Below are 23353 nucleotides of genomic sequence, written 5' to 3' on the forward strand. Positions count from 1 at the left end.
GGCAAGGAAACGCTCGGGCCTGGCGGGTATCACTACCGTATGCATGGCCCGTGACCGCCACAGCCGTGCATCTCCGGAAGGCACCCTCATGGCCGCCGCTTCTCCCTCGTCCCTGCGCGTGGACATCGTTTCGGGGTTCGACCCCGCCTTGGTGCGCGTACACGGAGATCTGGACATCGCCAGCGCCCCCTCGTTGCGGGCGGCCCTGGCGCCCCTGCTGCACCGCCGCGTGGAGCTGGACCTGACCGATGTGGCCTTCATCGACTCGTCCGGGATCAACGCCTTGACCGGGCACCACCGGCACTGCCGCCTCGCAGGCGGCCGCATCACTGTGATCAAGGCGTCGCAGTCGGTCCAACGCGTGCTTCACATCACGGGAGTCGACGTGGTCCTGACCCGGCAGCGCGACCCGGAGGACCCGGGCTCCAGCAACTCACCTCGCCCTGACGGGATCTGACGAACGCTGACGAACGCTGACGAACACTGACGGGCACTGGCGGGCACCGTCGGGTGCTGACGGACCCGATGGGGCGCCGCAACGACCATTACCGCACCCCTTCCAACACACTCGAACACGCTCTACCGTAATCCCACACTGCCGACAGGCAGCTGACGTCACTCCACGTTCGCCGGGCCAGAGACTTCTCCTCACACCCTGGAGCGCCCCATGGATCGACGCGACTTCCTGATCATCAGCGCCCTCACCCCCCTCGCCGCCACCTGGGCCACCGACGGCCACGCGGCCGCCGCGGGCCACACGTTCGGCTTCTCCGCGGACGGCAGCCAGTTCCTGCTCGACAAGGAGCCCTTCCAGATCCGCAGCGGCGAGCTGCACCCGTGCCGCATCCCCGTGCCGTACTGGCGCCACCGCATCCGGATGGCCAAGGCGATGGGCCTGAACACCATCGGCGTGTACCTGATGTGGAACTACCTGGAGGAGCGCCCCGGCGTCTTCGACCTCACCACCGACCGGCGCGACTTCGCCGCCTTCGTCCGGCTGTGCCAGGCCGAGGGCATGTGGGTGCTGTTACGCCCGGGGCCCTACGTGTGCGCCGAGTGGGACCTCGGCGGTCTGCCCGCCTGGCTGCTCAAGGAGCCCGAGGCCAGGATCCGCGTACGGGCGGCGGCCGACCCGCACTACATGGCGGCGGTCCGTCGCTACATCGACAAGATCGCACCGGTCGTCAGGCCCCTCCTCGTCGACAACGGCGGCCCCGTCCTCATGGTGCAGATCGAGAACGAGTACGGCTCGTTCGGCGACGACGCCGTCTACCTCGACGAGATCCGTCGGGCCTGGCTGGACGCGGGCGTTCCCGGGCCGTTCTACACCCAGGACGGCCTGGCCCAGGTCAAGGCCAACCGCACCCACGTGCCCGGCGGTGCCATCGGCCTGTCCGACGGGGACGCCGCGGCCGTCGCCGACTGCCGCCGCGCCTTCCCCGCGGTGCCGGCGTTCATCGGCGAGTCGTGGGCCGGGTGGTTCACGGCCTGGGGCGACAGCGGCTTCGGCGGCATCGGCAAGGACAAGTCCCCGGTCCTGCACGGCCTCATGCGGGCCAAGCTGTCGTTCAACATCTACATGATCCACGGCGGCACCAGCTTCGGCTACTGGTCGGGAGCCAACTCCGCGGACGACGGCAGCGGTTACACACCGGACATCACCAGCTACGACTACAGCGCGGCGATCACCGAGCAGGGCCGTCCGACCGCGAGCTACACCGCGTACCGCACCCTCATCGGCGGCTACGTGGACGCACCGCTGCCCCCGCTTCCGGAGCCCGTCGCCACCATCACCCCGAGCCCGGTCACACCCGAGGCGTACGCGTCGCTGTGGGACAACCTGCCCCCGGCGCTGCCCCCGTCCCGGACGGTCACCGCCCAGCCGATGGAGACCTACGGCCAGAACTCCGGCTTCATCCTCTACCGCCGCCCGCTGCCCGGGTACAGCGGAGCCACCCTGCACATCACCGGTGTGCACGACTACGCCACGGTCTTCCTCGACGGCGCCTACCAGGGCGGCTTCAGCCGCGTCGCGCTCCGGCCCGCGTACGCCGAACCGCTGAAGGTCACCAGTGGCAGCGGCCTCGCGCTCGGCGACGCCGGCGCGACGCCGACACTCGACGTGCTCGTGGAGGGCCTCGGCCGGGTGAACTTCGGGCACTACGTCGACCGCAAGGGCATCACCGGCCAGGTGTCGCTGTCCGGCGCCGGTGCGCTCGACGGCCCGCTCACCCGGTGGCAGACCCACTCCCTGCCCGTCGACGAGGAGTTCGTGGCCGCCCTGCGCCCCACCATCAGCGACCGCGACAGAAGCGGGCTCTTCTTCCGCGCCACCCTCACCCTGGACAAGACCGGCGACACCTACCTGGACCTGTCCGCCTGGACCAAGGGCGTGGTCTTCGTCAACGGCCACCACCTGGGACGCTACTGGTCCGTCGGCCCGCAGCAGCGCCTGTACTGCCCGGCCCCCTGGCTGAAGGCCGGCCGCAACGAGATCGTCGTCTTCGACCTGCACCGGACGACACCGCGGCCCATCGGCTTCGCCGACGTCCTGCAAAGCACGTACCTCGTCGTCAACCGGCGCAGCGGCAAGGCCCTCGACGTGCCCGACGAGTCAACCGCCCCAGGTGTGCAGCTCATCCAGTGGCCGCGCCACGGCAAGGCCAACCAGCAGTGGCGTCTCGCCGCCCTCTCCCCCGGGCTCTCCACCTTCGCCAACTCCCTGTCGGGGCACCACATCGACGTCCACGGCGAATCCACGGCCTCCGGCGCACCCGTCATCCAGTGGCCCGCCACCCGCGGCGCCAACCAGCAGTGGCGCGTCACCGACGCCGGCGAGGGCTTCGTGAAACTCGTCAGCGTCCACAGCGGCAAGGTCCTGGCGGTCGCGGCCGGCTCCACCGCGGACGGAGCGAAGATCGTCCAGCAGGACGACACCGGCGACCCCGGCCAGCACTGGCGCCTCGACGAGCTGTAGTCGACGGCTCCTCAGCCCGCGGCAGGAGCATCAGGGAGGAGAAGATGTCCTGGTGACCGCGGGTGACGAGCACGGTGTGGTCGTCGACATCCGACCGGTCGATACGGACCAACTGCCCGTCCACGGCCACCGAGTGGAGGTGCCCGTCCCACGCCCCGGTGTCCAGGCCGATGCGGGTGACCGTGCCGAGCTTGTCCGTCAACGCGCGGACCACGCCTGGCAGTTGAGCCGCGAGGTTCCTCGACCTCGGCCACCACGCCCCCAGGGGGCTCCGGCGTCCGTCGGCAGTGCGGGCGGAGCGGCCGGGTCGTCACTCATGGCACACCTCCCAGGAGCAGTGGCCACCGTCCGCCGGGCGGGCCCGCGCGGGGCCGCTGAGCGCCGAGGACACCTCGGTTGTTCCAGCGTACTCCTGGTCACTGTGCGTATGAGCGCCCCAGCTCACCGGTCCGCAGTCGTGGAGGGGGCCTGTGCGGGAGTAGGCTCGAAGGAACTGAGAGCGTTTCTCGACCGCCTCCCCTGCCGGTCGCTCTCTCGGTCCATAGCACCGGGCTCGGCGGCTTCGGGTTCGGGGACGGGTCGCACCATGACGGTGATCACCGCACGACCTCCGATGCCCTCGCACCCCGCAGTGACAGACCGTGAGCAGCCGCGCCCGAGGCACACCGGCGCCACCGAAGGGCGGACACCATGAGCGGCGACGGCGGACGCCCGATGGCCGACGGCAGCGTCCAGATCCGCATCGTCTCCGACGACCCCGAAGCGGCCCTGCGGGTGGTGCGGGTCCTGCGCGAGCGCCTCGTCTGCGACGAGCCCCGCAGCTACCCCACCGGCGACGACGGCGAGGGCATCCGCCTCCATCTGACGGTCGACACCCTGCGCACGCGCCTGACCGGCCCGGCCGCGCACACCTGGCTGACCGACAGCAGGTCACAGGCGCGACGCACCCACGCCGACGAGACGGCCCACACCTGAGCCACCCGCCCCACCGCGCCCGGCCCCTGCCCCGGCCACGCCCCCACCCGCGTGCCGAGCGGTCCTCGCCCCTGCCGCGCCCCACCGCGCACGCCCGCGGGCAGAGCCCATCTCGCCGTCCCCCCAAGGGAGATCACCATGACCGCGCCCCTCGCCGACCCCCGCCCCGCCGCCCGGCTGCGCCTGGCCCCCGCCGGGGGCGGCCCCCGCAGCATCGACGGGGTCTGGTGGCCCCACACCGACGACCTGGTCGCCGAGCTGCCCCACCTGCTGCGCGCGCTGCCGAACAGCTGGGCGCGGATCGTCCACGTCACCGTACGCGCCGATACGTGGTCCGCCTTCCCGGGCCGGATGCTCTGCGCGGGCCAGGTGCTGCACCTCCACGGCCACACCGCCGCCCACGCCCCGGCCACCGTCTGCCTGCTCGCCCCCGGCGCAGGACGCTGGGACCTGCTGGTCGTCCCGCACCTCACCGCCGAGGCGGAAGGGCTGCGCTTGATGGCCACCGCCTTCGACGCGCAGTGACGAGACCGGCGGCACCCGGTTGAACACCCCCGTCACCCCGGCCCCCGAAACGACGGCAGGGCGTGGCGCAGCACGCGGCCCCACATCGACGCGTACTGGCGCCACAGCGGCCCGGTGACGTACGGCAGTCCGTGGCGGGCGCAGATCTCGCGTACGCGCGGGGCGAGTTCGGCGTAGCGGTTGCTGGGCAGGTCCGGGTAGAGGTGGTGCTCGATCTGGTGGCTGAGGTTGCCGGTGAGGACGTGCAGGAGCGGGCCGCCCTCGATGTTCGCGGAGCCCTGGATCTGCCGCAGGTACCACGCGCCGCGGGTCTCGCCGTCCAGTCGCTCCTCGGTGAAGGTCCGCACCTCGCCGGGGAAGTGCCCGCAGAAGATGACGGTGTGCGCCCAGATGTTGCGGGTGGTGTTGGCGGTGAGGGTGCCCAGGAGGCAGGGCAGCGCGGAGGGGCCCGCGAGGAGCGGGAACAGGACGTAGTCCTTGGCCGCTTGGCGCACCGCCTTGCGGGCCAGGCCCGCCGCGTCGCGGAGGAAGGCGCGCGGGCTCTTGCGTCCCCGCGCCAGGCCGTCGGCCTCCAGGTCGTACAGGGCGATCCCCCACTCGAAGACGGGCGCGAGCAGCAGGACGTACAGCGGCTGAAGCACGTGGTGCGGTCGCCAGGGCTGGTCGGGGCTCATGCGCAGGATCGTGTACCCGAGGTCGCGGTCGCGGCCGACGACGTTGGTGTACGTGTGGTGCAGGTGGTTGTGGGTGCGCTTCCAGGCCTCGGCGGGGCTGGCGAAGTCCCACTCCCACGTCGTCGAGTGGATCGCCGGGTCCGCGAGCCAGTCCCACTGGCCGTGCAGGATGTTGTGGCCCAGCTCCATGTTCTCCAGTGTCTTCGCGACCGCGAGCAGGGCCGTGCCCGCGATCCAGGCGGGCGGGAAGAGGGACACGGCGAGCGCGGCCCTGCCACCTGCCTCGCAGGCACGCTGCACGGCGATCACCGTACGGACGTACCGGGCGTCGTCCGCGCCGCGGGTCGCGACGACCTCGGCGCGGAGCCGGTCGAGTTCGCGGCCCAGCTGTTCGGTGCGGTCGGCGTCCGTCGCCGCGGGCCCGCTGAAGGGGGCGGCCGTCGTGGGCATGTTGTCTCCGTTGGTCGGGCGGCCGCTCGGGCCGCGCCCCGGTCGGATCTCCTCGGCGAGCCCGACGTGTCAGAGGTCGAGGACGAGGGGGCCCGCAGCCGCGTTGACGCAGGTCTGTATCGGCTCGCCCGGCTCGCCGTGCACGTCGCCGGACCTCAGGTCGCGCACCCGGCCCTCGGCGAGCGGGGCCAGGCAGCCGAAGCAGATGCCGCGACGGCACCCGTACGGCATCGCCACGCCTGCCGCCTCCCCGACTTCGAGGAGGGGCACGCGGACTCCCGCGTCCGCCTGTACGCCGCTGCGGCCGAACAGGACCGGCGCGGTGACGGCGTCACCGCCCCGGGGCAGGAGCGGCGCGAGCCGGAAGCGCTCCACCCGCAGCCGCTCCCGTACGCCCGCGGCCGCCCAGCTCCCCTCGGCCGCCTCGATCAGCCCGGGAGGGCCGCACACCCAGGCGTCCCGCGCGCGCCAGTCCGGGCAGAGGTCGGCGATGCGGTCCGGGGTGAGCCGGCCGTCGGTGCGCGTGAAGGTCAGGTGGGTGGTCAGCCACGCCTCCTGGGCTTCCATGACGGCGAGTTCGGCCCGGAAGAGGCACTCCTCCGGCCAGGGTGCGCTGTGCAGGAGCACGGTGCGGGGAGCGGGGCCGGGGCTGCGGGCGAGGGTGCGCAGCATGCCCATGACGGGCGTGATGCCGCTGCCGGCCGTCACGAACAGCATCCGCTCGGGCAGTGTCCGGGGTATCACGAACTGCCCCTGGGCCGGGCCGAGTCGCAGCACGGTGCCGGGCCCGGCCCGGTGGACCAGGTGCGGGGACACCCGGCCGCCCGGGCGCGCCTTCACCGTGAGGGTGACCGTGTCGGTGGGCGGTGAGGTGATCGAGTACGTACGCCAGTGCCGTACGCCGTCGATCTCGACGCCGACCGGCAGGTACTGCCCGGCCCGATGGCCGTTCCAGCCCCGGCCCGGGCGGATCGCCAGGGTGGCCGCCGCGGGGCCTTCGCGGAGCACCGCGGTGACACGGCCCGCCGGGTGCCGCGCCGACCAGAGCGGGTCGAGCAGGCCCAGGTAGTCGTCCAGGGCGAGCGGGCTGGTCAGCCACGACGCGGCCGCCAGGGCGCGGCGGCCCGAGCGTCCGTCGGCCCACGCCGTCAGGCGGGCGGCGGCAGCGGACGGCAGGGACGACGGCGTCGAAGGGGGGTCGGCGGTCACGGGAGGTCCCTCCCCTGTGGGGTCCGGGCTCCGGCCGGGCCCGTGCGGCGGGCCCGTACGTCAAAGACCCGCCGTCGTCGCCGGGTCGTCCGGGCCGAGCGAAGCACAGACCACGGCGGACCACACCGCCGCCGGGGCGCTTTGCGCCATCCTCCGCGCCGCTCCTGCCAGCGGGGACGCGCCGGCGTCCAGGGTGCGGCGCGGAGGGATCGCGCGAGGATGGCCCGATGGCGACGCCCGCGGTGCCACCGCCGCGCGGCGAACTGGCCGCCACGCTGCCGCCGCGCTCGTGGCGGCGGAGCGGCGCCGCGGCCCCTGAGACGGCTGCCCGCGCACAGGGCCGGGGCCCGCCACGGGGTGCGATCCGGGCCGGACTAGAGTTTCCGCATTATGAACTCTCAAGTACAGACCCGGGTTTCCGCCTACGCCGTCGTGGTCGAGGACAGCCGCATACTGCTGGCCCGCCTCTCCGACACCTCACCGGTCTTCGCCCCGGGGCTCTGGCACGTGCCCGGGGGCGGCATCGACCCGGGCGAGCAGCCCGCGCGGGCACTGGAGCGCGAGCTGCGGGAGGAGACCGGGCGTGAACTCCTCGACGCCCGGCTGCTCGACGCCCGCTCGTACGCGGTGCGCCGCGGGGGCGTCGACTGGCATCTCGTGGGACTGTTCTACGCCGTCACCCTGAAGCCGGGAGCCGGGACGGCCACGGAAACCGACGGCTCGACCGACGCCGCGCGATGGATCCCCCTGGCGGACCTCCACCCGTCCGCCCTGTCCCCGGCCGCCACGGACGCGCTGCGACTGCTGGACACCTCGGCCCACCCCGTCTCGCCGGAGGGCAACACCGCGACGGGAACTCCGGCGCGGGAGCGGCAGACCTGACCGGCCGCTGAGGTCACCACCTTCCGCCGGGCCCGGTCTCCACTCCGCGCCCGGCGCGTGCGCCCTCTTCCTGTGCGCCGGTCGGCCTCCACCCGGCCGGGTTGCTCCACCCGCGCCGCGCCGGGGAGCCAACCCTCGCCCGGAAAGGATGAGTCTTCCTGGCGAGAGGGAGGTCCTCATGGCGATGCGTACGGTACGGATCACGTCGGCCGCGATGGTGGCGGCGGCATCGATGGTCGCGGCGACCGGGCTCGCCGCCCCGTCCGCGGGAGCGGCACCCGCTGTCCCAAAAGAGGGGCACGTACAGACGCGTGCCGCCGTGGACGCCGCCGTCGCGGGCGGAGTCCCGGGCGTCCTGGCGCAGGCGCACGACGCGCACGGGACATGGCACGGCACCGCGGGGCTCGCCGACCTCACCACGCGGCGCACCCCCCTGCCGGGCGACCGGTTCCGGGCGGGCAGCATCTCCAAGACGTTCATCGCGACGGTCCTGCTCCAACTGGAGGCCGAGCGCAGGCTGGACCTGTCCGACACCGTGGAGCGGTGGCTGCCGGGCGTGGTCCGCGGCCACGGGCACGACGGCCGCGCGATCAGCCTCCGGCAGCTCCTCAACCACACCAGCGGCGTCTACGACTACACCGAGGACCCCGGCCTGCACCTCCAGGGCAAGCAGTACCTGGCCCACCGCTACGACACCTGGAGGCCCGAGCAGCTCGTGGCGCTCGCCATGAAGCACGAGCCGAGGTTCGCTCCCGGGACGAGCTGGGGCTACACCACCACCGAGTACGTCATCGCCGCGATGGTCGTCGAACGCGTCACGGGCCACCCCTACGCGGCGGAGGCCGAGCGGCGGATCTTCAGACCGCTCGGCCTGCGCGCCACCACCCTGCCCGGCACGCGCTCTGCCCTTCCCGCGCCGAGCGGGCGCATGTACACCACGTTCGCCGACGACCCCGAGCACAAGGTCCACGACATCACCGAGTTCAATCCCTCCTGGGGCTGGTCCGCCGGTGAAATCATCACCAGCACCGCGGACCTCGACCGCTTCCTCGCCGCCCTGATGCGCGGAAAGCTGCTCCCGGCGGCCCAGCTGAGGAAGATGACGACCACCGTGCCCTCCCCCGGCTTCGGCGACGGCCAGGACGACGGCCTGGGGATCTTCCGCGCCGAGCTGCCCTGCGGCAAGGAGATCTGGGGCCACACCGGCTTCATGCCCGGTTCGCAGAGCCTTGCCTACACCACCCGGGACGGCCGGCACCGCCTGGTGGCCAACTTCAACACCGACTGGGCAGGCGACAGCGACGCGGCCGGGTATGTGCTCCTGGCGGAATTCTGCGGGACCGCCCCGCCTTCGCCGACCGCCGCGGCGCCGGGTGTGGTTCCGTGAAACCGTCGGCCGCGCGCAGCCGGCCGACCCCCACCGCGGAAGGACGTACGCCATGGCAGATCACGTCTCCGGTATCTCACGTCGCAGGGTCATCGGCGCCGGCGCCGCCCTGGGCACGCTCACCGCGCTCGGGCCGCTCGCGACGGCGGCCGGCGCCCGGCCCGCAGGGGCCCCCTGGCCCACGGAGTTCCCGCTCCCGGACGGCTTCCGGCCCGAGGGCATCGCCATCGGGCCGGGGCCGTACGCCTGGTTCGGCTCGCTCGGCGGCGGGTCCCTGTACCGCGCGAGCCTCGCCACCGGGCGCGGCGAGACCATCGGCACGGGTACGGACGCGGCGAGCGTAGGCCTCAAGAGCGACCGGCGCGGCCGCCTCTTCATCGCCGGCGGAGCCTCACGCCAGCTGCGCGTCGTCGAGGGCCGCAGCGGCCGTGTTCTCGCCACGTACGAGGTCGGCAGACCCGCCACGGTCGTCAACGACGTCGTCCTCACGCCGAGGGCCGCCTGGTTCACCGACTCCACCCAGCAGCAGCTGTACGGCCTGCCCCTCGGCCCCAAGGGCGAGTTGCCGCCCGCCCGTGACGTGGTGACGCTGCCGCTGGCGGGCGAGTGGATCCAGGCCCCGGCCCAGGGCTTCACCACCAACGGCCTGGAGCGCACGCCGGACGGGCGCGGGCTGCTCGTCATCAACGTCCACGCGCACGGCGGCAGTTTGTACCGCGTCGACGTGCGCAGCGGCGACGCCCGGCGCGTCGACCTCGGCGGCAGCAAGCTCCCCGACGGCGACGGCGCGCTCCTCCTCGGCCGTACGCTCTACGTCGTCCAGCAGATCCAGAACGCCGTGGACGTGTTCCACCTGGACGCCACGGGCCTGCGCGGCCGGGCGTTCGCGCGGATCACCGACCCCCGTTTCCGCATCCCCACCACCGTCGCCGCCTTCGGCAAACGGCTCTATCTGCCCAACTCGCGCTTCACCGAACCCCCCACACCGACGACCGAGTACAACGCGGTGGCGGTGCGCCAGGTCCATTAGCCCGGCGGGCCCGCCGTGTGCTGTCCGCCCAGCGACGCGGGTGTCGGCCCGTCGGGGCGGACGGTGATGCTGTAGGCGGCGCGGTCCGGGACGGAGTGGAAGCGCGGGGTGTGCGCGGGCAGCAGGTGTTCGAGGAGGGCGGTCGACTCCCGGAGGGCGAACTGGAGGCCGAGGCAGGCCCGGGCCCCCAGGCCGAAGGGGTAGTAGCCGCCCGGGTGGGCGGGGCGCCGTCCGGGAGTCGTGAAGCGCCCGGGATCGAAGCGCTCGGGGCTCTCCCAGAGCCCCGGGTCCCGGTGGGTGAGGTAGGGGCAGACGACGAGGTCGGTGCCGGCCTCCACCTCGTACCCGGCGAGGACGTCGTCCCGGGTGGCGTGGCGCGGCAGGATCCAGGCGGACGGGTAGAGGCGCAGCGTCTCGTGGACCAGTGCCTGGACGGCCTCCCGTCGCCGGGGAGAGCCCTGCGCGCCCGCGGCGAGGGCCTGCTCCCGTGCCTGCGGGTTGCGGTCCAGCAGGAGGTGGAGCCAGGTCAGGGTGGAGGCGGTGGTCTCGTGACCGGCGACGAGGAGGGTGACCAGCTCGTCGCGGATCAGCCGGTCGCTGTACTCCGGGCGCGTCGCGGACGCTTCGACCAGGACGTGCAGCAGGCCGGGCCCTTCGGGCCCCGGCCCGGCGTCCCGGACGGCGGCGACGGCGCGGCTCGCCACGGCGTCGATGCGGGCGAGGTCGGCGGCGACGGCCCCCTGCGCGGCGGCCACGTCGGCGGGCAGGCTCGGCAGCGCGGCCACCACCGTGGCCACGGAGGCCAGTTCACGCTCCGTGCCGGGATCGAGCGGATGCCCGGTCAGGGACCGCCAGATGGTGTCCAGGGCGAAGCGGCGCATCTCGTCGGCGACGTCGAAGACCTCACCGGTGCGGGCGTATTCGGCCCAGCGGGCCGCGGTGGTCCGCGCGGCCCCGGCGATCCGCTCCTCGTAACGGCGCATGCCCCGGCCGGTGAACTGCGCCTGCAACAGCCGCCGTTGCCGCTGCCACGCCTCGCCCGTCGCGGCCAGGACGCCGTCGCCGATCAGGAGCCGGGCGCGGTGCGAGCGCTTCACGTACCGGTCGGGGTGGAGCGCGAGCACGTGCTGCACGACCTGGGGCTCGGTGACCAGGACGGTGGGACGCGGGCCGAGCCTGAACGCGCAGACACCGCCCAGCTGTTCACGCGCCCGGGTGAAGAGGTCGATGAGTTCCCCTCCTCCGGCCCGCCACTCCCGGACGGCGCCGGGATCGAGTTCGGGGATCCTGCGGCCCGTCGGGGGCGGACCGGGGCGGGCGTGGGTGGCCACGGGGCTGCTCCTGTGTTCAGTGGTGGCGCGCCGGCACGGGCGGGTGCGGGCTGCACGCACTGTAGGGGAGCCCGGGCGGCGGGCGACAGCCCGCCTCCCGCGCCCCTCGGGGACGCGCGCCCGGCCTCATGAGGTTTCCTCGTCCCACAGGCCGGTGCCGCGGGCCCGGACGACAGCGCCGACACGGGCGAGGACGTCGCTCTCCCGCAGCGGGTCGAACCGCCGTCCGTCGCGCAGGCGCAGGGCGACGCGGCCGTCGGCGGCTTCCCTGGGGCCGATGACGGCCTGGTAGGGGACGAGGCGGGCACGGCGGACGCGGGCGCCGAGGCTGCCCTGCTCAGGCCCCGCGACCTCGGCACGCAGGCCCTGAGCGGCACAACGCCCGGCGAACGCGCGGGCGTTCGGCGCCTCGGCGTCGGTGAGCGGCAGGATCGCCAGCTGGGTGGGGGCGAGCCAGGCGGGGAAGGCGCCGCCGTGCTGCTCGACGAGGTGGGCGACGGCCCGCTCCACGCTGCCGATGATGCTGCGGTGGACCATGACCGGGCGGTGCTTGGCGCCGTCCGCGCCGACGTAGTGCAGGTCGAAGCGCTCGGGCTGGTGGAAGTCGACCTGCACGGTGGACAGGGTGGACTCGCGGCCCGCGCTGTCGGCGACCTGGACGTCGATCTTGGGGCCGTAGAACGCGGCCTCCCCTTCCACGGCCTCGTAGCGGAGCCCGGAGCGGTCGAGGACGTCGGTCAGCAGGGCGGTGGAACGCTCCCGCTTCTCGGGAGCGGCCACGTACTTGCCTCCGGCGCCCGGGAGGGACAGGCGGAAGCGGGCCGGGGTGATCCCGAGTGCCTCGTACGCCCGGCGGATCATGCCCAGGGCCGCATGCGCCTCATCGGCGACCTGGTCCAGGGTGCAGAAGACGTGCGCGTCGTTGAGCTGGATGGCGCGCACCCGGGTCAGTCCGCCGAGCACGCCGGAGAGTTCGGAGCGGTACATGCCGCCGAGTTCCGCCAGGCGCAGCGGCAGTTCGCGGTAGCTGTGGGAGCGGGACCGGTAGATCACCGCGTGGTGCGGGCACAGGCTCGGCCGCAGCACGACCTGCTCGCCGCCGAGGTCCATGGGCGGGAACATGTCGTCGCTGTAGTGCGCCCAGTGTCCGGAGATCTCGTACAGCTCGCGTTTGCCGAGCACGGGTGAGTACACGTGCCGGTAGCCCGCGCGGGCCTCGGCGTCGCGGATGTACTCCTCCAAGGTGTGCCGGAGGACCGCGCCGTCGGGAAGCCAGTACGGGAGTCCCGCGCCGATGAGCGGGTCGGTGTCGAACAGGCCGAGTTCGCGGCCGAGTCGGCGGTGGTCGGGCATGGCGGTCTCCTCGCGGACGGGAGGCGGGTGACCACAGGACGAAGCCCCGGGGCACTCACCCCGGGGCTTCGGATCGAAACGTCTGTCAGCGCGCCGGGACACTCTCCGGCGTCGTCGTCATCTCAGCGCGCTTCATGCGGGGGACGGTAGCAAGCCGCCTCCGCGCCCGCACCATGATTTCCGCCCGGCCGGCGCGGCCGGCGCGTACTGACCCGTCGCCGGGATCGCCCGCGTCAGGGGGCCGACGGCCAGGAACGCTCAGGGCGTCGCGATCCGCACGCGCTCGCTCGCCCCGTCCGAGAGGAAGGCCGACAGGGCCCGCCCCTCCTCTGCGACGGCGGTGCGCTCGGCGCGCGAGACGCGGCGCAGCGGGGTGACCGTCACGGTGTCGTCCGCCACGGTCCACGTCGCCGCGACCCGGCCGTCGAGCAGGACGACGCGGGCCCCCGCGACCGACAGGCCGCGGTGCTCGTCGTCGATGATCCGACCGCGGTCCTGATAGCCGAGGATCGCGTTGTCGAACGCGGGCAGGAACCGCACCGGCGCGGGCGTGTCGGGGTCCGGGCGCGGCGCGTCGGGAAGGTCCAGCAGCTCACGGCCCCGCTCGTCGCGGAAGGCGACCAGTTCGTCGCGGACGGCGGTGACGGCCGACGGGAGCCCCGCGAGGCCGCTCCAGGCGCGCAGGTCGGCCGTGGCCGCCGGGCCGAAGGCGGCCAGGTAGCGGCGTACCAGGGCCTGACCGACCGGATCGGAAGCCCCTGGGGGTCGCGGGGCGATCTCGCGCCCCAGCCAGGTGGCGAGGGGCAGGTTGCGCACGCCCGCCCGGGTGCGCCACAGCCCGCGCGGCGGCAGTTGGGCCATCGGCACGAGGGCGGCGATCAGCATCTCCCCGAGCGCGCGCGGCGGTGTGCCGGGCCAGCGGCCGGCGACCGCCCGCGACAGCTCGGCCATGGTGCGGGGCGTGCCGTCGGCCATCACCTCCCGGCCCGCCGCGGCGAGTTCGTCGAGGTCCACCCCGGCCAGCTCGGCGCGGTAGACCCCGAGCACCTTCTGGCGCAGCATCGCGTCGTGCCGAGACCGCCAGGCCAGGACGTCGTCGGCGGTGACGAGGTGAACCGTACGGCGCATGAGGTGCGTGCGCACCACGCGCCGCTCGACGAGCAGTTCCGAGAGCGCCCCCGGCTCGAAGGCCCGAAGCCGTGACCAGAGCCCGATGAACGGCTCCTGCGGCTCCTGCGCCTGGAGGCCGCCGAGGTGCGCGACGGCGTCGAGGACCGGCAGGTCGGCGCGGTCCAGGAGCAGTTGCCGGGCGAGCGTCGCGCGACCCAGGGCGCGGGCGTCGAGGACGGTCACCGGGCCACCTCCGGCCGCTGGTCTCCGGTACGGCCGTGCGCATGTGACGTCACTGCTCGGTCCTCGCTTCGGGGTGGCGCGTCGTTCGGTCGGTGCCCACAGTGCCAGGAGTAGCGGTCAGGTCGTGTCCGCTACTCCTGGCGCCTCACGGACGCCCCGCCCTGGCCTAGCGGACCCGGTACACCTGCCCGGTCTGCGCGCCCTCGACCGCGCGGACGTACGCCGTCGCGACGCGTGCCGCGGGGACGGGCTCCATGCCCGCGAAGAACGGGCCGTAGGCGGGCAGGGACTCCTCGGCCACCGTGGGGCTCACCGCGTTGATCCGCTGGGGCGGAAGCTCGATCGCCGCGGCCCGTACGAACGCCTCGACCGCGCCGTTGGCCGCGGACGCGGCGGCTCCCGCCACGATCGGCTCCTCCGTGAGGACGCCGCTGACCAGCGTGAACGAGCCGGTCGGCGCCACGTGCCGGGCGCCCTGGCGGACCAGTTCCAGCTGTCCGACGGCCTTGCCGCGGAACGTCGCCGCGAAGTCGTCCGCGGTCAGCTCGGCCAGCGGCTTGAACACGGCGTCGCCCGCCGCGACGGCCACCGCGTCCAGCGGGCCGGCCTGCGCGTACAGCCCGGCCACGGCCATCGGGTCGGTGACGTCGCAGATCAGGTCTCCGCTCGTGCGGCCGACGCCGATCACCTCGTGGCCGCGCTCCGCGAGCGCCTTGTGTACCGCGGAGCCCAGCGTGCCGCCCGCGCCGACCAGAAGAATCCTCACAGCTCACCGTCCGGTGTGTCGAAGACGAACCCCCCGGCGGACACCGGGAGGCCCTGGGAGTGCCCCAGGAGGGGAGCCGGGTGAACCACCCGGCGCATCCGACGCTACGGATCCCGCCACGCGCCCGGAAATGCCGTCTGGGCAGCGACTATGCTTCCCAGGCATGGATGTGGAGCTGCGTCACCTCAAGGCCTTGGCCGCCATCGCGGAAGCGGGCACCGTCACCGCGGCGGCCGCCCGGCTGCACATGACGCAGCCCGCCCTGTCCCGCACGCTCGCCCAGCTGGAGGCGCGCGTGGGGGTCCGCCTCGTCGACCGCTCCTCCCGGCGCCTCGACCTCACCCCGGCCGGGGCGACCCTCCTCGGGCACGGGCGCGCCATCCTCGCCCACCTCGACGCGGCCCTCGCCGACACCCGGGCCGTCGACCGGCCGCTGCGGCTCGGCTACACGTGCGCGGTCCTCGGGCAGCAGACCGTTCCGCTGCTGCGCTCGTGGCGGCGCGGGCAGCCGCACGCCCCGCTGGAAGTCGTCCGGCAGGACAACAGCACCGCGGGCCTGGCCACCGGCGACACCGATGTGGCGGTGCTGCGGACCGTCCCCGCCGACCCGCGCATCCGCACCGAGGCCCTCTACACCGAGGACCGGGTCGCCGCCCTGCCCGACGACCACCCCCTCGCGGCCCGTGACCGGGTGCGCCTGGCGGAGCTGACCGCGGGGCCGGCCCTCCCGCTGGCCCTGTGGCCGGACACCGGCACCGCGTCGGTGGACCTCTGGCCCCCGGCGCAGCGCCCGCACCGCACGGTCGAGGTGCGCAATGTGGACGAGTGGCTGAACCTCATCGCCACGGGCGGCGCGTTCGGCGTCGGCGCCGCGGGCACGGCGGAGAGCCACAGCCATCCGGGGGTGCGCTTCGTCCCGGTCGACGACGCGCCCGCCGCCACGGTCTACCTCGCCCACCCGGCCCACCCCACGCACCCCCGCACGGAGGAGTTCCTCGCGGCGGTACGAGAGGTGGTCAGCGCCTAGAGATCGCCCGACGACACCTCGCCTGTAATACTCAACCCGCACCTTCACTCCTATACTGCGGGCATGCAGGCGACGACAATCAGACGCGCGGTCGGGCAGGACGCGGAGCCCCTGACCGCCCTGGTCCGGAACTCCAGCGCCTACCAAGGGCAGTACGCCCCGATGGTCTCGGACTACCGGGTCACCGCTGACTACCTCGCCCGGCACGAGGTCTTCGCGGCCGTCGACCCGGCCGGGCACCTGCTGGGCTTCTACGCCCTGGTCCTCGACCCGCCGGAGCTGGACCTGATGTTCGTGGCGGACGCCGCGCAAGGGTCGGGCGTGGGGCGCCTCCTGGTGGAGCACATGAAGGGCCGGGCCGCGGCGGCCGGGGTGAGCGGCGTGCGGGTCGTCTCCCATCCCCCGGCCGAGAGGTTCTACCGCCGCCTGGGAGCGGAGCGCGTGGGAACCGTCGCCCCGCTGCTGCCGAAGATCGCCTGGGAGCGGCCGGAACTGCGGTTCACCGTCGCCGAGTGAGCCGCGTACCGCCCGCGCCCGGTCAGCGGTACGCGGCCACCGCCGTGACGTAGAGCGCGCAGGCGCCGCCGGTGACGCCGCCGCCGATGAGCAGGGCGTCCGCCACAGGGGTGCCGCCGCGCCAGGCGGTGAAGGCCGCCGCGCCGCCGAGGTGGAGCGCGGCGGAGAAGGCCAGCAGCAGCGCGAGGAGTCGGGTGGCCGTCATCGGGTGGTCCTTCCGTAGGTGCCCCTCTCGCGGGGCTCGGTCGGGAGGCACACTGCGCGTCGGCAGGCGTGTCCGGCCGCCCTTCGCGCGAAATCGGCCGGCCGGGCTGCGCTCTCGCCGGCGGGGAGCCTAGGCTGCGGGCATCCGGTGCTGACTGTTCGCGACGGTCCGGCCGGAATGCGACGGGAACGGCGGGCGGGGGCGGGCCGGTTTGGAGGACGTGTTCGCACGGTTGCGCCGCGTCGGCGCGCTGAAACGGCACCGGCTGGGCGGCGAGCCGTCGGACCGCCGCCTCGCCCGGGTCGCCGGGGTGTCGCACGGGACGCCGGGCGCGTGGCTCGGCGGCCGGCAGCTCCCGCAGCGCGTCGATCCGCTCCTCGCGCTCCTCGGTGAGATCCGCGCGGAGGCGGCCCGCAGGGGGCTCCTCGCGACTCGGGCCGACGCCCAGGGCCCGGACTCCGTGGGCGAGTTGCTCGACGAGCAGCGCTGGCGCGCCCTCTTCGAGGCCGAGCGCGGGCAGCGGAACGAGCGGTCCCGCCTCGAAGCGGAGCGTCAGCGCGCGCGGGCCGCGCTGGAGCGTGACGGGCTGCGGGCCCGCCAGGCGGCTCTGGCGGACCGGCCCCGCCCCGTGCGCGCCTGGCCGGCGGGCCGACTGGGCGTCCACCCGGCCATCCCCGGCACCCACCCAGCCGTCCCCGGCGTCCACCCGGCCCTCCCTGGCGTCCACCCGGCCGTCCCGCCCGGCGGTCATGCGGGCGCGGGCCGGGGCACGGGCGACAGCAGCTTCGTCCTGCCTCGCTACGTCCCCCGGCAGCACGACGTACGGCTGCGGCGCCTGCTTTCCGCCGCCGTCACCGACGAGGCCCGCCCGGCCCTGGTGGTGGTGCAGGGGCCGTCCTGCACGGGCAAGACCCGCAGCGCCTACGAAGCCCTCCACGAGGTCGTCCCGGAGGGCTTCGGCCTGCTCTTCCCCGCCGACACCGACAGCCTGCTGGCTGTCCTGGCGGCGGACGCGCTGCCCCCGAGGACCGTCCTGTGGCTCAACGAGGCGCAGCACTACCTCATGGACGCCCAAGGCGAGGCCGCGGCGGCCGCGCTGCTCCGCAGGCTCGACGGCGAGGGGCCGCTCGTCGTCATCGCCACGCTGTGGCCCGAGCACGCGGAGGCGCTCACCCGCCCGGCGTCGCACTCCGGGGACACCCACCGGCACGCGCGGACCCTGCTCGCCCAAGCCCACCGGGTGGACCTGCCGCGCACGTTCGCGGACGACCTGGACGCGGCCCGAGCCGCCGCGGCAGCCGACGCCTCCCTCGCCGAGGCCGTGGCGGCCGGTGCCGCCGAACTGACCCAGGTGCTCGCCGCGGGGCCGGACCTGGTCCGCCACTACGAACAGGCCGCCGGCCCCCACGGCCCGTACGGCAGCGCCCTGCTCAGCGCGGCGATGGACGCTCACCGGCTCGGCGGGCTCGGCCCCCTCCCCCTGGCCTTCCTCGAAGCGGCGGCCGTCGGCTACCTCAGCGACGCCGAACGCGCCGCCGCCCGCCCCGACTGGTTCGGCCACGCCCTGGCCCGTGCCCGCACCCTGGTCAGGCACACCACAAGACCCCTCCAGGACGTTCCCCACCCGACCGGCATGGGAAGGCTGCCCGGCACGGTCCGCCTCGCGGACTACCTCCAGCACCACGGCTGCCACGCCCGCCGGTTCCGCTGCCCGCCCGACTCCTTCTGGCACGCGGCACGCGAGCACCTCACCCACCCCGAAGGGCTGCTCCGCCTCGGTGACGCGGCACGGCGCAGGGCCCGGTACGGCCACGCCGTGCGGCTGTACGAGGCCGCCGCCGACGCCGGGGAGTCGTACGCCCTGATCCGCGTCGGGCAGATGCGGGAGGGCGACCTCGACATGGAGGCGGCCGAGAAGCTCTACCAGCGCGCCGCCGACGCCGGGAACACCGACGGCCTCCTCCACCTGGCGGCGCTGTGGGAGGAGGCCTGGTTCTGGGAGGAGGCCGAGAAGCTCTACCTGCTGGCCGCGGCCGCGGGGGACCCCGACGCCCTCGCCTACGCCGGGATCATGTGGGACGAGGCGGGCGAGCCCGAGAAGGCCTGGGCCTCCTACGAGCGGGCCCTTCAGGCGGGGCGGACCGACGTGCTGATCTTCATGGCGCAGTCGCGGTGCCGCGAGGGCTCGCCGCGCCGGGCCGCCGACCTCTACCGGCGCGCGGCCGACGCCGGGCACACGGAAGCGCTCCACCAACTGGTGTGCCTGTGGGAGGAGACCGGACAGCAGGAGGAGGCGGACCGGCAGCTCGACCGGTTCGCCGAGGCCGGGGACACCTGGGCCCTGACCAGTGTGGCCATCATGCTGGGCCGCTCGGGCCGGCCGCGCCGCGCGGAGCAGCTCTTCCTGCGGGCCGCTTCGGCGGGTGACGACCAGGTGTGGTTCCTGCGCGCGTGCATGTGGGAGCAGGCCGGCGACCGCGAGAAGGCCGAGTCGTCCTTCCGCAGGGCCGTGGAGTCGGGGGACGTCTTCGCGCTGCGCAGCCTCGCCCGCATGCGGGAGGCGGCCGGGGACACCTCCGGCGCCGAGGAACTGTACTGGCAGGCGGTCGACGCCGAGGCCGACGGGGAGGACCTGGTGTCCCTCGCCAAGATCCGCGAGGCGGCGGGCGACCGTCCACGGGCCGAGCGGCTGTACCTCATGGCGGCCGACACCGGCCTCCACGACGCGGCCTCGCCCCTGATGGCCCTGGCGCGGCTGCGGGACACACCGGAGGAGGCCTCTCTGCGGTTCGGCCTCGCCGCCGACGGATCCGCGAGCGAGCCGTGGGACTGGCCGCCGACGCCCTGAGCCTGCCCTCGCGTCGCCCCCGGGGCTCGTCGTGACTTGCGCCCCAACCGTCCCTCCGTACCGCCTGATTGACGGCCGTGCCCACCTGCGATAGGAACGCCACACCCATTTGACAGCGTTGTCAGCACCGCGGCGTGAGGAGAGACAGCCATGGAAGCAAGACCGGCGGCGAGCCCCGTCGAGCGGCGCGCGTTCCTGAAGATGCTCGGCGCCGCGGGGGTGACGGTGGGCCTGGCCGGGGCGGTGTCGCTCGCCGGGGCCGCCGGAGTCGCGTCCGCCGCCGAGGAGGGCCGGGCCCGGGCCCCTCATCAGCCGTACATGCACGGGTACAACGCGGCCGGGCTCAAGTCCTGGTCGCCCGCGTCGGACCCGTACGCACGGTACTTCCGCTCGCGGGTGCCGCTCGCCTCCCGCATCGCGCCCTTCGCCGCGACCCAGGCGCGCCCCGCCCTGGCCACCGAGGCCCAGGTCATGAACATGTCCTACGACTACGACAACGCCTTCTTCACGGCCTACCGCCACAACGACCAGTACGCGCGCAGGCTGTTGAGGTTCTGGCAGTACAGCGACCTGTACAGCTCCTGGCACGGCATGCCGGTGGCGGGCTCGTCCACGACCGATCCCGAGCACGGGCTCATCAACCTGCCCAACCCGGCGTACACCGACGCCGCGCACCGCAACGGGGTCAAGTCGCTCGCCGGGTGGTTCTGGCCCCGCAACGGATCGTTCTCCGCCTATCTGGAGCAGCGGTCCGACGGTTCGTTCCCCGTCGCCGACAAGCTCCTGGAGATGGCCGGCTACTTCGGCTTCGACGGCTACTTCATCAACCAGGAGGCGTCCATATCCCGCGCGGACGCGACGCGGCTGATGGCGTTCCTGAAGTATCTGCGGGCCAAGGCCCCGGCGGGGTTCCACCTCCAGTGGTACGACTCGCTCACCACCAGCGGCCAGCTCGCCTACCAGAACCAGTTCAACGACGCCAACGCCCCCTGGGTGCGCCACCAGGGCACCCCCGTCAACCACAGCGTCTTCGTCAACTACGCCTGGAACGCCTCCCGGGTGGCCGCGTCCGTCGCCACCGCGAAGCGCCTCGGCCTGAAGGTCCACGACGTGGTGTACCTCGGCACCGAGAACGAGAAGTACGGCTTCAACCCGCCCTACGACACCCGCCTCGTCTTCCCCGAAGGCGGTCGCGCGCAGACCAGTTGGGCCCTCTTCGGCACGCACATGGCCTGGGCGAACAACCCCGACCGCACCGACCCGGACAAGCAACGGGACACCTTTGTGCGCGAGCGCCGCTACTGGTCGGGCCCCAACGAGGACCCCACCCGCACCGGCAGGACCGAGTACGTCCCCTGGCCCGACGACGGCAGGCCCCGCGACCCCGACAACCACCGCAAGTGGGACGGCGTCGCGCACTACATCGCGGAGCGGTCGGTGATCGGCTCCTTCCCGTTCGTCACCCGCTTCAACACCGGCCACGGCCGGGCGTTCTTCCTCGACGGCGTACGCCGCTCCGACCGGGAGTGGAACAACGCCGGGGCGCAGGACGTGCTGCCCACCTGGCAGTGGTGGGCGCGCGGCGATGGCGACGGCGCGCCGGCCACCGTCGACTACGACCCGTCGACGGCGTACGACGGCGGGAGTTCACTCCTTGTCTCCGCGGCGCGCGGGTCCGCCCGCGCCACCACCGTGCGGCTCTTCAAGACGAGTCTGCGCGTCGAGGGCGGCGAGAGCGCGCGCCTGGTGTTCCGCACCGCGCGGCCCGGCCAGGACAGCGGCCTCGAACTGGGGCTCGTCTTCGAGGACGCGCCGGACCGCACGGCGTGGCTCGCGGCCGGTCCCGCGACCGCCTCCGGCTGGACCACGGCCACCCTGCCGCTCGACGCCTTCCGGGGGCGGACCGTCGCCGCGCTGCACCTGCGGGTGTCGCCGCCGTCCACGGACGCCTACCAGCTCAACCTCGGAGAGCTGGCCCTGCTGCCCGCGGGCCGTACCCGGCCCCCCGCCCGGCCGACCGGCTTCACCGTGGAGAAGGCCCACCCGGACGCGGCGCGCACCACGGCCGAGGCCTTCCTCGCCTGGGACCTCGCGGACACGGGTGTCTGGTACTACGACGTGTGGCGGCTGCGCGGCGACGGCACTCCGGAGCCGCTCGGCCGGGTCTACGACGACGTCCACTACGTCAAGTCCCTGACCCGCGAGGGCGATGAGGCGGCCACCACCCTGGCCCTGGTGGCCGTGGCCCCGGACGGCACCCGCTCGACACCGGCCACCGCGCAGGTGTCGTGGGCCTGATGCGCGCACGGGCGGCCGCCACCGCTCTGGCGGTGGCGTGTTCGCCTCGCCAACAGACCCTTCATCACGGTGAATTACCGGCGATCCACCCCTTCACCACTTCTACACTGATGTAGATTCCTTTGCGATTTCCCTCCGGAAGAAGCTGCGGCGCGCGACTGGGCCGCAGGCCGGACGCGGGCACCGTCGAAGGAAGAAGCCATTGCCTCACGCCGACATGTCGGAGAGTTCCGCCGCCCTTGAGCGCACCCTCGAACAGGCCCTGCGGTCCCGCGAGTTCAGGGCCGCGGCCGGGCGCAGCGACAACGTCCCCACCGCCGTGCAGCTCCGTACGCGAGCACGCACGGCTCGCCGCGCGATCCTGGCGAAGGCGGACGAGGAGTACTCCCGCTATCTGCGCGCGCGGGCCGCGGCCGACCGGTACAGGGCCCGCAGGCGCGGGACGCCGGGACCCGTCGGCGGTACGGCGTGCCGGACGGACAGGGGCGCCGCCGCTCTCTCCACGCTCGTACCGGTGCTCTCGGCCGTCACCGCCGAGGTGCTCCTCCTCACCGGCCTTGCCCTGGCCACCTGCACCGACCAGCGGTACCTGCCGGAGGCGCTCATGACCGTGGGCCTGATCGCGGCGACCGTGGCGGTGGGGTCGGCCCTCCCCGACCTCGCCCGGCCCCGAGGGCGCGCACCACGTCGACACCTCACCCCGGACCGCACCATCGAACAGGCCCGTGCCGCCTGGCACATGGCCCTGCTCGAGCGCGGCGTCATGCCCTTCCTCCTCGGCTGCCTGACCGAGGTCAGACCCGAGGACACGGGGTAACCGTACGAAGTCGGATCCGTGGTGGATCGACGCAACCCGAGGGGACCTCCCAGCGTCCTTGCCGGAGGACGACGCACACCAGCGCGCCGCGACGAGCGATGGAGGATGAGCAGTGGGTGTTTCCCTGTCCAAGGGTGGCAACGTTTCGCTGAGCAAGGAGGCACCCGGCCTGACCGCCGTACTGGTCGGCCTCGGCTGGGACGTGCGGACCACGACGGGTACCGACTACGACCTCGACGCATCGGCTCTGCTGTGCGACGACTCCGGCAAGGTGGTCTCCGACCAGCACTTCATCTTCTACAACAACCTCACGAGCCCCGACGGCTCGGTCGAGCACACCGGTGACAACCTCACCGGCGAGGGCGAGGGCGACGACGAGGCCGTCAAGGTCAACCTCGCCGGCGTCCCGGCCGAGATCACCAAGATCGTGTTCCCGGTCTCCATCCACGACGCCGAGAACCGCGGCCAGAGCTTCGGCCAGGTCCGCAACGCGTTCATCCGCGTCGTGAACCAGGCCGACAACCAGGAGATCGCCCGCTACGACCTCTCCGAGGACGCCTCCACCGAGACCGCCATGGTCTTCGGCGAGCTGTACCGCCACGGCGCCGAGTGGAAGTTCCGCGCCGTCGGCCAGGGCTACGCCAGCGGCCTGCGCGGCATCGCGTCGGACTTCGGCGTCAACGTCTGACCCTGGTCCGACCCGCACCACCGGGACCGGCCCGCGCGCGGC

Annotated in this window: 20 protein-coding genes and 1 pseudogene; 13 read left to right on the top strand and 8 right to left on the bottom strand. The window is 73.8% G+C overall.

Annotated features, from left to right (window positions below):
* The first annotated feature begins 88 nt into the window (after nucleotides 1–88).
* Nucleotides 89–457 carry an STAS domain-containing protein gene (locus AC07GB_RS14615; RefSeq protein ID WP_478845186.1) on the top strand — a complete coding sequence of 123 codons (369 nt, stop codon included), beginning with the start codon at nucleotides 89–91 and terminating at the stop codon, nucleotides 455–457.
* A gap of 210 nt (nucleotides 458–667) precedes the next feature.
* On the top strand, nucleotides 668–2977 hold the full coding sequence (locus tag AC07GB_RS14620; RefSeq protein WP_478845188.1) for a beta-galactosidase: 2310 nt from the start codon (nucleotides 668–670) through the stop codon (nucleotides 2975–2977).
* A gap of 64 nt (nucleotides 2978–3041) precedes the next feature.
* Here the strand turns inward: AC07GB_RS14620 and AC07GB_RS14625 are convergent.
* Nucleotides 3042–3242, bottom strand: a pseudogene (locus AC07GB_RS14625) (DUF5994 family protein); the annotation flags it as partial.
* 425 nt (nucleotides 3243–3667) lie between these two features.
* On the opposite strand from AC07GB_RS14625, the gene AC07GB_RS14630 reads away from it, so the two are divergent.
* A complete protein-coding gene (locus tag AC07GB_RS14630) occupies nucleotides 3668–3952 on the top strand; it encodes a hypothetical protein (RefSeq protein WP_478845190.1) in 285 nt (94 codons plus the stop codon).
* A gap of 138 nt (nucleotides 3953–4090) precedes the next feature.
* Nucleotides 4091–4477 (top strand): DUF5994 family protein, encoded by a 387-nt coding sequence (locus tag AC07GB_RS14635; protein WP_478845192.1) that lies wholly within the window; start codon nucleotides 4091–4093, stop codon nucleotides 4475–4477.
* A 32-nt stretch (nucleotides 4478–4509) separates the two neighbouring features.
* On the opposite strand, the gene AC07GB_RS14640 is transcribed toward AC07GB_RS14635, so the two are convergent.
* Together AC07GB_RS14640 and AC07GB_RS14645 are read right to left on the bottom strand one after the other, a co-directional pair.
* Complete coding sequence (locus tag AC07GB_RS14640; RefSeq protein WP_478845194.1) at nucleotides 4510–5601, bottom strand: fatty acid desaturase family protein; 1092 nt, start codon at nucleotides 5599–5601, stop codon at nucleotides 4510–4512.
* A gap of 69 nt (nucleotides 5602–5670) precedes the next feature.
* Nucleotides 5671–6753: a ferredoxin reductase gene (locus tag AC07GB_RS14645; protein WP_478845374.1), complete on the bottom strand. Its 1083-nt coding sequence runs from the start codon at nucleotides 6751–6753 to the stop codon at nucleotides 5671–5673.
* A 447-nt stretch (nucleotides 6754–7200) separates the two neighbouring features.
* Between AC07GB_RS14645 and AC07GB_RS14650 the strand changes: the two genes are divergently transcribed.
* From AC07GB_RS14650 to AC07GB_RS14660, 3 genes are all read left to right on the top strand, one after another.
* Entirely contained in the window at nucleotides 7201–7692 is a 492-nt protein-coding gene (locus AC07GB_RS14650) for an NUDIX hydrolase (RefSeq protein WP_478845196.1), read from the top strand.
* Between the two features lie 178 nt (nucleotides 7693–7870).
* Nucleotides 7871–9079 carry a serine hydrolase domain-containing protein gene (locus AC07GB_RS14655; protein ID WP_478845198.1) on the top strand — a complete coding sequence of 403 codons (1209 nt, stop codon included), beginning with the start codon at nucleotides 7871–7873 and terminating at the stop codon, nucleotides 9077–9079.
* Between the two features lie 52 nt (nucleotides 9080–9131).
* Complete coding sequence (locus AC07GB_RS14660; protein ID WP_478845200.1) at nucleotides 9132–10109, top strand: SMP-30/gluconolactonase/LRE family protein; 978 nt, start codon at nucleotides 9132–9134, stop codon at nucleotides 10107–10109.
* Here AC07GB_RS14660 and AC07GB_RS14665 read toward each other — a convergent pair.
* From AC07GB_RS14665 to AC07GB_RS14680, 4 genes are all read right to left on the bottom strand, one after another.
* Nucleotides 10106–11440: a cytochrome P450 gene (locus tag AC07GB_RS14665; RefSeq protein WP_478845202.1), complete on the bottom strand. Its 1335-nt coding sequence runs from the start codon at nucleotides 11438–11440 to the stop codon at nucleotides 10106–10108. The two genes, AC07GB_RS14660 and AC07GB_RS14665, sit on opposite strands and share 4 nt — an antisense overlap.
* A 126-nt stretch (nucleotides 11441–11566) precedes the next feature.
* Complete coding sequence (gene thrS, locus AC07GB_RS14670) at nucleotides 11567–12895, bottom strand: threonine--tRNA ligase (RefSeq protein ID WP_478845204.1); 1329 nt, start codon at nucleotides 12893–12895, stop codon at nucleotides 11567–11569.
* A 156-nt stretch (nucleotides 12896–13051) separates the two neighbouring features.
* Nucleotides 13052–14146, bottom strand: coding sequence for a winged helix DNA-binding domain-containing protein (locus AC07GB_RS14675; RefSeq protein ID WP_478845206.1), 1095 nt, complete (start codon nucleotides 14144–14146; stop codon nucleotides 13052–13054).
* A gap of 166 nt (nucleotides 14147–14312) precedes the next feature.
* Nucleotides 14313–14912: a short chain dehydrogenase gene (locus AC07GB_RS14680; protein WP_478845208.1), complete on the bottom strand. Its 600-nt coding sequence runs from the start codon at nucleotides 14910–14912 to the stop codon at nucleotides 14313–14315.
* A 163-nt stretch (nucleotides 14913–15075) separates the two neighbouring features.
* Here AC07GB_RS14680 and AC07GB_RS14685 point away from each other — a divergent pair, with 163 nt between their 5' ends.
* Nucleotides 15076–15939: a LysR family transcriptional regulator gene (locus AC07GB_RS14685; protein WP_478845210.1), complete on the top strand. Its 864-nt coding sequence runs from the start codon at nucleotides 15076–15078 to the stop codon at nucleotides 15937–15939.
* A gap of 63 nt (nucleotides 15940–16002) precedes the next feature.
* Nucleotides 16003–16455 (top strand): GNAT family N-acetyltransferase, encoded by a 453-nt coding sequence (locus tag AC07GB_RS14690; RefSeq protein ID WP_478845212.1) that lies wholly within the window; start codon nucleotides 16003–16005, stop codon nucleotides 16453–16455.
* 22 nt (nucleotides 16456–16477) lie between these two features.
* Here AC07GB_RS14690 and AC07GB_RS14695 read toward each other — a convergent pair whose 3' ends face one another.
* Entirely contained in the window at nucleotides 16478–16660 is a 183-nt protein-coding gene (locus AC07GB_RS14695; protein ID WP_478845214.1) for a hypothetical protein, read from the bottom strand.
* Between the two features lie 220 nt (nucleotides 16661–16880).
* Here AC07GB_RS14695 and AC07GB_RS14700 point away from each other — a divergent pair, with 220 nt between their 5' ends.
* From AC07GB_RS14700 to AC07GB_RS14715, 4 genes are all read left to right on the top strand, one after another.
* On the top strand, nucleotides 16881–19508 hold the full coding sequence (locus AC07GB_RS14700) for a tetratricopeptide repeat protein (RefSeq protein WP_478845216.1): 2628 nt from the start codon (nucleotides 16881–16883) through the stop codon (nucleotides 19506–19508).
* Between the two features lie 150 nt (nucleotides 19509–19658).
* The gene (locus AC07GB_RS14705; RefSeq protein ID WP_478845218.1) at nucleotides 19659–21806 is read left to right on the top strand and encodes an endo-beta-N-acetylglucosaminidase; all 2148 of its coding nucleotides are present in this window, start codon (nucleotides 19659–19661) and stop codon (nucleotides 21804–21806) included.
* 202 nt (nucleotides 21807–22008) lie between these two features.
* Complete coding sequence (locus AC07GB_RS14710; RefSeq protein WP_478845220.1) at nucleotides 22009–22623, top strand: hypothetical protein; 615 nt, start codon at nucleotides 22009–22011, stop codon at nucleotides 22621–22623.
* Between the two features lie 112 nt (nucleotides 22624–22735).
* On the top strand, nucleotides 22736–23311 hold the full coding sequence (locus AC07GB_RS14715; RefSeq protein WP_478845222.1) for a TerD family protein: 576 nt from the start codon (nucleotides 22736–22738) through the stop codon (nucleotides 23309–23311).
* Nucleotides 23312–23353 lie beyond the last annotated feature (42 nt).

The organism is Streptomyces sp. NPDC045778 (assembly GCF_056431945.1).

Excerpts from the sequence above, each read along its gene's own strand:
- AC07GB_RS14660 (WP_478845200.1), top strand. The coding sequence starts at position 9,132 with ATGGCAGATCACGTCTCCGGTATCTCACGTCGCAGGGTCATCGGCGCC.
- AC07GB_RS14620 (WP_478845188.1), top strand. The coding sequence starts at position 668 with ATGGATCGACGCGACTTCCTGATCATCAGCGCCCTCACCCCCCTCGCC.
- AC07GB_RS14655 (WP_478845198.1), top strand. The coding sequence starts at position 7,871 with ATGGCGATGCGTACGGTACGGATCACGTCGGCCGCGATGGTGGCGGCG.
- AC07GB_RS14635 (WP_478845192.1), top strand. The coding sequence starts at position 4,091 with ATGACCGCGCCCCTCGCCGACCCCCGCCCCGCCGCCCGGCTGCGCCTG.
- AC07GB_RS14695 (WP_478845214.1), bottom strand. The coding sequence starts at position 16,660 with ATGACGGCCACCCGACTCCTCGCGCTGCTGCTGGCCTTCTCCGCCGCG.
- AC07GB_RS14685 (WP_478845210.1), top strand. The coding sequence starts at position 15,076 with ATGGATGTGGAGCTGCGTCACCTCAAGGCCTTGGCCGCCATCGCGGAA.
- AC07GB_RS14690 (WP_478845212.1), top strand. The coding sequence starts at position 16,003 with ATGCAGGCGACGACAATCAGACGCGCGGTCGGGCAGGACGCGGAGCCC.
- AC07GB_RS14630 (WP_478845190.1), top strand. The coding sequence starts at position 3,668 with ATGAGCGGCGACGGCGGACGCCCGATGGCCGACGGCAGCGTCCAGATC.
- AC07GB_RS14615 (WP_478845186.1), top strand. The coding sequence starts at position 89 with ATGGCCGCCGCTTCTCCCTCGTCCCTGCGCGTGGACATCGTTTCGGGG.
- AC07GB_RS14650 (WP_478845196.1), top strand. The coding sequence starts at position 7,201 with ATGAACTCTCAAGTACAGACCCGGGTTTCCGCCTACGCCGTCGTGGTC.
- AC07GB_RS14640 (WP_478845194.1), bottom strand. The coding sequence starts at position 5,601 with ATGCCCACGACGGCCGCCCCCTTCAGCGGGCCCGCGGCGACGGACGCC.
- AC07GB_RS14705 (WP_478845218.1), top strand. The coding sequence starts at position 19,659 with ATGGAAGCAAGACCGGCGGCGAGCCCCGTCGAGCGGCGCGCGTTCCTG.